This window comes from Pedobacter puniceum (assembly GCF_009674685.1).
GTDB classification, from domain to species: domain Bacteria; phylum Bacteroidota; class Bacteroidia; order Sphingobacteriales; family Sphingobacteriaceae; genus Pseudopedobacter; species Pseudopedobacter puniceum.
Genome location: NZ_WKJI01000006.1, coordinates 62,135 through 70,408 on the forward strand (window position 1 = coordinate 62,135; position 8,274 = coordinate 70,408).

Consider the following 8,274-nt stretch of genomic DNA (forward strand, 5'->3'; position numbering starts at 1 on the left):
TATGATTAGTAATAACGAAATATTAAAAAAGCTTCGTGTAGCTCTAAAACTTAGAAATGATGAGATTATCGAGATTCTAAAATTGGTTAATTTTAGAGTTACCCCTAGCGAGTTAGGTGCTTTTTTCAGACGAGAAGATCATCCTAATTACAAGCCTTGCGGCGATCAAATCTTAAGAAATTTCTTAAATGGTTTGGTTATACATTTACGCGGGCCACAAGATCAACAAGGCAAAACAACAGAAGAAGATAGTTAAGATAATTTTTAATGTATCATCTTTGTCTAGCTAAACTTTATCTGATAGATTTAGTTATTTTTGTAATAAATAAAAGTTAAAAAATGAATTTTCCAGCCGAATTAAAATACACCAAAGACCACGAGTGGGTAAAAATAGAAGGTGATGTAGCAACTGTAGGGATTACAGATTTTGCACAAAGAGAATTAGGAGATATCGTATATATAGATATCAATACCATTGGCAGCGATGTTGCAGAAGGTGATGTTTTTGGTACTGTAGAAGCCGTTAAAACAGTTTCTGATTTATTTATGCCTTTAAGTGGTAAAGTACTTGAGGTAAACGCTCAGTTAGATGCTAACCCAGAATTGGTAAATCAAGACCCTTACGGGGATGGCTGGATGGTTAAAATTAGTTTATCACAAACAGATTCTGCTGGTTTATTATCTTCTGATGCTTACCAAGCTTTAGTAGGAGCCTAATGTTAAGAACTTTAAAGTTTCAATTACCGGCAATTGCATGGTCAATCTTGGTATTGATACTTTGTAATTTACCCATATCACCAGAAAATCAATCACCTATATTTTTCGAAGGATTTGATAAAATGGTGCATTTAGGTTTCTTTTTCATATTAACTGTTTTGCTGTTGTTTGGAAAAATCAATCAGCAAAACAGTTATCACTACCGCCCACTTACTATTGTTAAAATCATCATCATTACTGCTGCTTTAGGCGGAGGTGTGGAATTGTTACAATGGAAAGTATTTACCTACCGTTCTGCCGAGTGGTGGGATTTTATTTCAGATATGCTAGGTGTTGGTGCAGGTATATTTAGCTATTTATTATTACATCGTAAATCAAGAATCGTTGAAAAAGCTTAGTTATACTATTTTTTTTGTGTTGATAATGGTCTCTTTATCAGGATGTTTTGTATTTAAAAAAGGTTGTGATTGTCCTAAATTCAAACTCGATACTTTCCTTCAATCATCCAAATAAAAACGCCTTTCAAATTAATGTAAATTAAGTCTTTCTAATTTGGATTTAATTTAAATAAGCCTTAATTTCGTCCAGTTCATATACATTTTGATCATGAAGCTTTCGCAATTAGCAATAGGACAACAAGGTATTATTAAAGAGTTTACAGATTTAGAAATGTCTGTAAAATTGATGGAGATGGGATGTTTACCAGGGGAAGCGGTTAAGGTAGAAAGAATTGCTCCACTAGGAGACCCTATCGCTGTAACCGTATCGGGCTATCAATTGTCTTTAAGAAAGCGTGAAGCCTCAACTATTGAACTAATCTAATCTGGCTTGAAAAGTACACTCAGAGTAGCGCTTGTTGGTAACCCCAATACAGGTAAATCAACTATTTTTAATGCCTTAACGGGTTTAAACCAAAAAGTTGGAAACTTCCCAGGTGTTACAGTTGACAAAAAATCTGGTTTATGCAAATTACAAGATGGCCAACAAGTAGAAATCATTGATTTACCAGGTACTTACAGTTTATATCCTAAAAGTGCCGATGAAACTATCGTTTTTGAAGTACTATCTAATCCAGATAATTCCTCACATCCAGACTTAGTAGTTATCGTTGCAGATGCAACAAATCTGAAAAGAAATTTACTTTTATATACTCAAATTGCTGATTTGAAGCTGCCCGTTATCATCGCTTTAAACATGATGGATCAGGCAGAAAAAGGTAATATTGAAATTGATATCAATGCTTTAGCTTCAAGATTAAATGTACCTGTTGTAGCTCTGGCAGCAAGAAAATCTTTAGGTTTAGAGGAGCTAAAAAGTGCTATTTCTTACAGTACAAATATCCCATTACAACATGCTACTATTGATGTAGAAAATATTGCTCCAGAGCTTATCAAAGCAGTTAGCGAGAGATTAAAGATAGATAATCCTTATGTGGCGCTTCAAATTGTTCATCAGCATGAGCATTTAAAGTACATCAAAAAAGAAGATAGTTTATGGATAGAAGAGCAAGAGAAAATTCATGATTTTCATCCACAAAAAGCACAAGCTGCAGAAACTATTGCTCGTTACAATTTTATAAATGATATTTTATTGGATACTGTTGTTTATAAATCTGTAGCTTTAGAAGAAAACATCAGTAACAAAATAGACCATTACCTTACGCATAAGGTTTGGGGTTTTGTGATATTCTTCTTAATTCTATTTGCCATTTTTCAATCTATTTTTGCTTGGTCTGAGTATCCTATGATGCTCATAGAAACCGTATTTGTTTGGCTGGCAGAATTAGGACATACTTATTTGCCCGCAGGCGTATTTACTGATTTATTAATAGATGGCGTACTTGCAGGATTAAGCGGTGTAATGGTCTTCATCCCTCAAATTGCTTTATTATTTGCCTTTATATCTGTTTTAGAAGATACCGGCTATATGGCCCGTGTTACTTTTATGATGGATAAATTAATGCGTAAAGTAGGGCTAAGTGGTAAGTCTGTGGTACCATTAATTGGTGGCTTGGCTTGTGCTGTACCATCTATCATGAGTGCCAGAACTATAGAAAACTGGAAAGACAGAATCATCACCATTATGGTTACGCCATTGGTAAGTTGTTCTGCCCGTTTACCTATTTATACTTTACTTATATCATTAGTAGTACCATCAAAACTGGTGCTTGGCTTTATCAATTTGCAAGGCTTAGTATTGATGTTGATGTACTTGCTAAGTATTGTGATGGCTATTTTAGTTGCTTGGGTGATGAAAATTATCATCAAGAGCAATTTAAAAAGTTATTTTATCATGGAACTTCCGGTTTACCGTATGCCAAGGTGGAATAACGTTGCGCTCACCATGTTTGGTAGTATTAAAACCTTTGTAACAGAAGCCGGGAAAGTTATTGTTGCGGTTTCTATTGTATTATGGGTTTTAGCAAGTTATGGTCCTGGAGATAGAATAGACAAAATAAATCAGAAATATAGTTCTTCAGAAATGACCTCTCAGTATACTGAGGAAGAAATAAATATCTTAAAAAGCTCAGAAAAGCTAGAAAATTCTTATGCTGGCATTGTGGGTAAATTTATTGAACCTAGTATAGAACCTTTAGGCTTCGATTGGAAAATCGGGATTTCTTTAATTACCTCTTTTGCCGCTCGTGAAGTGTTTGTGGGTACTATGGCAACGCTATATTCTGTAGATGGAGACGATTCTGAAATGGAACCCGTAAGAAATAAAATGGCACAAGCTAGAAATGCTAAAACCGGGGCTTTAGTTTTTACCACCGCCACAGCATTCTCTTTAATGATTTTTTACGCTTTCGCGATGCAGTGTATGAGTACTATGGCAGTTGTTTATCGCGAAACAAAACAATGGAGATGGCCAATTGTCCAATTCTTCTATATGTTGGTTTTAGCTTACGGAGCAAGTTTTATCGTCTTTAACCTCTTGAAATAGTTTCTTTATTTGCTGATATTTATTCTTTGTGAAGCAAGATAAAATAAGCATTTTAAAACAGTATCTGCCAGAGCAATCGGCACCTATCATTGCTGCCTGGATTGATGATTATGCTTGTGAGTTTAAAATATCCAAAACAAGAAATTCAAAGTTAGGTGATTATAGACCGCCTTATAGGGCTAGTCATCATCGTATTTCGGTAAATTATAACTTAAATCCTTACGCTTTCCTAATAACTACAGTTCATGAGTTTGCACATTTGGTTACCTGGAATGCTCATCAAAATAGAGTAAAACCTCATGGTTCAGAGTGGAAGAATACCTTTAAGAAGATGATGCTTCCTTTTTTTGAGTTAGATATTTTTCCTTTGGATGTTAAAAAAGCTGTGGTATCTTATTTACAAAATCCGGCTGCTTCTAGTTGTGCCGATAAAGATTTATATAAAACCTTAAAGCGTTATGATGCGCCTAAAGAGAATATTTTACACGTTGAAGATGTTTTAGAAAATCAACATTTTACTCTCCCTAACGGAAGAGAATTTAAAAAACTCAATAAAATAAGGACCAGATTTAGATGCTTGGAAGTTAAAACAGGTAGGATGTATCTTTTTAATCCCTTGGCAGAAGTTAAATTAGTTACTTAAGCTTCCACTTTTATAAATCATCAAAGTTTTACCTTGCTTTTCAAATTCTATATTCAGTTTTTTACCCTTGTATAAAGCTGGTTGCAAAGCTATATCGTTGATTAAAGAATCTGGTGTTTTTATCAAATAGGCAACATCAATACTTAAATTATTATTACTTAACATTAAGTATTGCTTAGTATTTAAGGTGTTCAACTTATTAAAGGTTAGAGCATATTTACCTGTTCCTTGCAATGCACTTTCTATCTCTGTAAAATCAAAAACTTTCTTTTCATCGGCTAAATTTTCATCCAACTTTACAAAAGGCAGTTTAAGAAGTGCCGAGTCGTTAGCTGCACTTTTTTCTTCGGCTTTTAAGAATATCCCATTTCTATAAAAATATCTTGATTCTTTATGTTGATAATCGCCCTTGCTTTCTGGGATTAAAAGCTTGCTTTTCTCAGTATATAATACAATTTCACCTTCTTCTAAAAAGTATGTTTTTTCTTGAAAGCCATATTCTCCAGAATCTCCATACTCCTGATAAATAACAGGTTCGCCATCCTTTTTATATGCACTATAGAAATAAGCATAATCTCCTTTACTGTAAACTGGGCTTTCCAATTTTTCAAAAGAGTCTTTCAGTTTTAACAAACCTTCTGTATATATTAATATGGATGTATCTGTAATACTTATCGCGTTGATAGAATCTTTTACAGTAAGCGATGAACTTTGGTTAACAGAATTGCAAGAAATAATGATTCCTAAAGAAATCATTAGTAACACCATGTTTTTTAACATATTTTATGATAGGTATTTTATTGTTTGTTTCTGTCTTTCCACTGTTTACTGAAAGATTGTTGCTCAACTTTAGGAAGCGTTCTGTTTTTTCCCCACATTTTTCCAAAGAAGGTATTCATCACAAAGTTTTTCAACTTGCCGCCTACCATATCCATTTTGGATCTCTTAAGCATAGAATTTTTCCAAAAATACCATCCTAATTTTTCTGATGAAGTGGCTAATTTCTGGTTTACAGCATCTCTTCTATTTAATAACAGCATACTGTGGATATCTATTTTAACAGGGCAAACTTCAGAACATTTTCCGCATAAGCTAGAAGCATAACTTAAATGCTTAAAATCTTGCATCCCTCTTAAATGTGGGGTAATGATAGAGCCAATAGGACCGCTATAGGTAGTTTCATAAGTATGACCTCCCACATTTTTATAAATAGGACAGCCATTTAAACAAGCACCACATCTTATACAATATAAGCCTTGTCTTTGTTCTTTTTGTGCTAATAAATCGGTACGACCGTTATCCAATAAAATAACATACATTTCTTCTGGGCCATCAGTCTCATCCGCTTTACGAGGGCCACTTAAAATAGTATTATAAACGGTTAAGTTTTGTCCTGTACCATGAGTAGAAAGCATTGGCCAAAAAAGATCTAAGTCTGTTATAGATGGTATCAATTTCTCAATACCTACAATAGCGATGTGTATTTTAGGGAAAGTTGTGGTTAAACGAGCATTACCTTCGTTTTCTGTAAGTGCTATACTGCCAGTATCCGCAATAAGAAAATTACCTCCTGTAATACCTATATCTGCACTTAAATATTTATCTCTTAGTAGTTCTCTAGCTTTTAAGGTTAATTGTTGCGGGGTTGCATCTACCGGAGTACCAAACTTTTCATGAAACAGCTGCGCAATATTTTCCTTACTTAGGTGCATGGCTGGTGTTACAATATGATAAGGCTTTTGCCCAAGCAGTTGGACTATGTATTCGCCAAGGTCAGATTCTAAAGATTCTATCTCATTGCTTTCAAGAAATTCATTTAAATGAATTTCTTCTGTTACCATTGATTTAGATTTGATTACTGATTTAGCGCCGCTTCTTTTAATAATTTGAAGAATCTCTTGATTGGCCTCTTCTGCATTATTAGCCCAAATGACCTTTCCACCCTTCTTTTGAAAATTAGATTCAAATTCTGGCAAAAGTTTATCAAGATTTTCCATGACCTTCCATTTAATCACATGCCCTTTCTTTTTTGCATGCTCTAAATTGATAAGCCTCGAAAGTCCTCTGGTAACTGCTACATCATACTTGCCGATATTGTAATTAATAATATTTCTATGCTGTTTATCAAAAGCTTTTTCTTTTGAAACTTCATTAAAATTATCGGCAAATTTTATCATAGTTCAAATTTAAGAATAAAACTAATCTACTTACAATTATTCTCAATCTGTTTACATATTGGGTATAAATTGGGGAATTTTAGTTGTAGAATTTTGAAATTTCAAGTGGATTTTTGGGGTATTATTTACACTTTTCAGTATTTATTATAGATTAAAAAGTTTTAATTGTTAATTAGCAATTAATTGTTGTTAAATAATCACATAAAAGTCGGCTGGTTATCTTTTTATTTCAATTAGGCCTATTATAAGGGGTTTTCTATCAGATATTTTTTTATATTTTTAAAATATCAAATTTTAATTAATAAGATAAATACATCTTGATTTTTATATGGCTCAACAATTGTCTTTGGCAACATAATTATAAATATTTAAAAATGATTAAATCTTTACTTTTAACCCTAAGTCTACTCTTATTAACGCTCAGCAATTCATTTGCACAAGACGGATTAAATGGTTTTCAATATCAAGCTGTTGCCAGAAAGGCAGACGGTAAAGAATTAGTTAACCAACTCATCCATGCTAGATTTACAATTGTAAGTGGCTCTGCAAATGGTGTTGCGGTATATTCCGAAACTCAGAAAGTAAATTCTAACCAATTCGGTGTGTTTTCACACATTATAGGAAGAGGTAAACCAACTGGAACATTAAGATTAACAGATGTAGACTTTTCTGTTAGCAATTACTATTTGAAAGTTGAGTTAGATCTTACTGGGGGTAATAATTTTCAAGTATTTGGTAGTTCAGAGCTTATTGCGGTTCCTTTTGCATTGTATGCAAAATCCAGTGGTGGTTCAAAACAAAGCAATTCTGTAGCTGGACCCAAAGGTGAAAAAGGAGATGTAGGTCCTCAAGGTCCAGCAGGTCCACAAGGTATTCAAGGCGAGAAAGGTGAAAAGGGTGATACCGGAGCAACAGGTCCTCAGGGTCCACAAGGTATAGCAGGAGCGAAAGGAGATAAAGGTGACAAGGGCGACAAGGGCGACCAAGGAGAGGTAGGTCCACAAGGTCCGATAGGTTTGACAGGAGCACAAGGTCCACAAGGTATTCAAGGCGAGAAAGGTGAAAAGGGTGATACGGGAGCACAAGGCCCACAAGGTTTAGCAGGAGCAAAAGGAGATAAAGGCGACAAGGGTGATAAAGGTGACCAAGGTGATACCGGAGCACAAGGTCCAATAGGTTTAACAGGCCCTCAGGGTCCACAAGGTTTAACCGGAGCGAAAGGAGATAAAGGTGACCAAGGAGAGGTAGGTCCACAAGGTCCAATAGGTTTAACCGGAGCACAAGGTCCACAAGGTATTCAAGGCGAGAAAGGCGACACCGGAGCAACAGGTCCTCAGGGTCCACAAGGTTTAGCAGGAGCAAAAGGAGATAAAGGCGACAAGGGTGATAAAGGTGACCAAGGTGAGGTAGGTCCTCAAGGTCCGATAGGTTTAACCGGAGCTCAAGGTCCACAAGGTATTCAAGGCGAGAAAGGTGAAAAAGGTGACACTGGAGCAACAGGTCCTCAGGGTCCACAAGGTTTAGCAGGAGTAAAAGGAGATAAAGGCGACAAGGGTGATAAAGGTGACCAAGGTGAGGTAGGTCCACAAGGCCCGATAGGTTTAACCGGAGCACAAGGCCCACAAGGTCTAGTAGGAGCAAAAGGAGATAAAGGTGACCAAGGAGAAGTAGGTCCACAAGGTCCAATAGGTTTAACCGGAGCTCAAGGTCCACAAGGTATTCAAGGCGAGAAAGGTGAAAAGGGTGATACCGGAGCAACAGGTCCTCAGGGTCCACAAGGTATAGCAGGAGCGA

General features: G+C 35.5%; 8 protein-coding genes and 1 pseudogene. 7 read left to right on the forward strand and 2 right to left on the reverse strand.

Annotated features, from left to right (window positions below):
* Position 1 precedes the first annotated feature (1 nt).
* From GJJ64_RS15980 to GJJ64_RS16005, 6 genes are all read left to right on the forward strand, one after another.
* Entirely contained in the window at positions 2-256 is a 255-nt protein-coding gene (locus GJJ64_RS15980) for a DUF1456 family protein (RefSeq protein WP_154288760.1), read from the forward strand.
* 83 nt (positions 257-339) lie between these two features.
* Positions 340-717, forward strand: coding sequence for a glycine cleavage system protein GcvH (gene gcvH / locus GJJ64_RS15985; protein ID WP_154288761.1), 378 nt, complete (start codon positions 340-342; stop codon positions 715-717).
* Complete coding sequence (locus GJJ64_RS15990; RefSeq protein WP_154288762.1) at positions 717-1,115, forward strand: VanZ family protein; 399 nt, start codon at positions 717-719, stop codon at positions 1,113-1,115. Before gcvH ends, GJJ64_RS15990 begins: the two co-directional genes overlap by 1 nt.
* A gap of 208 nt (positions 1,116-1,323) precedes the next feature.
* Positions 1,324-1,539 carry a FeoA family protein gene (locus tag GJJ64_RS15995; protein ID WP_026905428.1) on the forward strand — a complete coding sequence of 72 codons (216 nt, stop codon included), beginning with the start codon at positions 1,324-1,326 and terminating at the stop codon, positions 1,537-1,539.
* 6 nt (positions 1,540-1,545) lie between these two features.
* A complete protein-coding gene (gene feoB, locus GJJ64_RS16000; protein WP_154288763.1) occupies positions 1,546-3,660 on the forward strand; it encodes a ferrous iron transport protein B in 2,115 nt (704 codons plus the stop codon).
* Between the two features lie 28 nt (positions 3,661-3,688).
* On the forward strand, positions 3,689-4,303 hold the full coding sequence (locus GJJ64_RS16005) for a SprT-like domain-containing protein (RefSeq protein ID WP_317162949.1): 615 nt from the start codon (positions 3,689-3,691) through the stop codon (positions 4,301-4,303).
* Here the strand turns inward: GJJ64_RS16005 and GJJ64_RS16010 are convergent.
* A complete protein-coding gene (locus tag GJJ64_RS16010; RefSeq protein WP_195759306.1) occupies positions 4,292-5,071 on the reverse strand; it encodes a hypothetical protein in 780 nt (259 codons plus the stop codon). The two genes, GJJ64_RS16005 and GJJ64_RS16010, sit on opposite strands and share 12 nt — an antisense overlap.
* Positions 5,072-5,100: 29 nt before the next feature.
* A complete protein-coding gene (locus GJJ64_RS16015; RefSeq protein WP_154288765.1) occupies positions 5,101-6,480 on the reverse strand; it encodes a LutB/LldF family L-lactate oxidation iron-sulfur protein in 1,380 nt (459 codons plus the stop codon).
* Between the two features lie 374 nt (positions 6,481-6,854).
* On the opposite strand from GJJ64_RS16015, the pseudogene GJJ64_RS16020 reads away from it, so the two are divergent.
* Positions 6,855-8,274 (forward strand): annotated as a pseudogene (locus GJJ64_RS16020) (hypothetical protein); the annotation flags it as partial.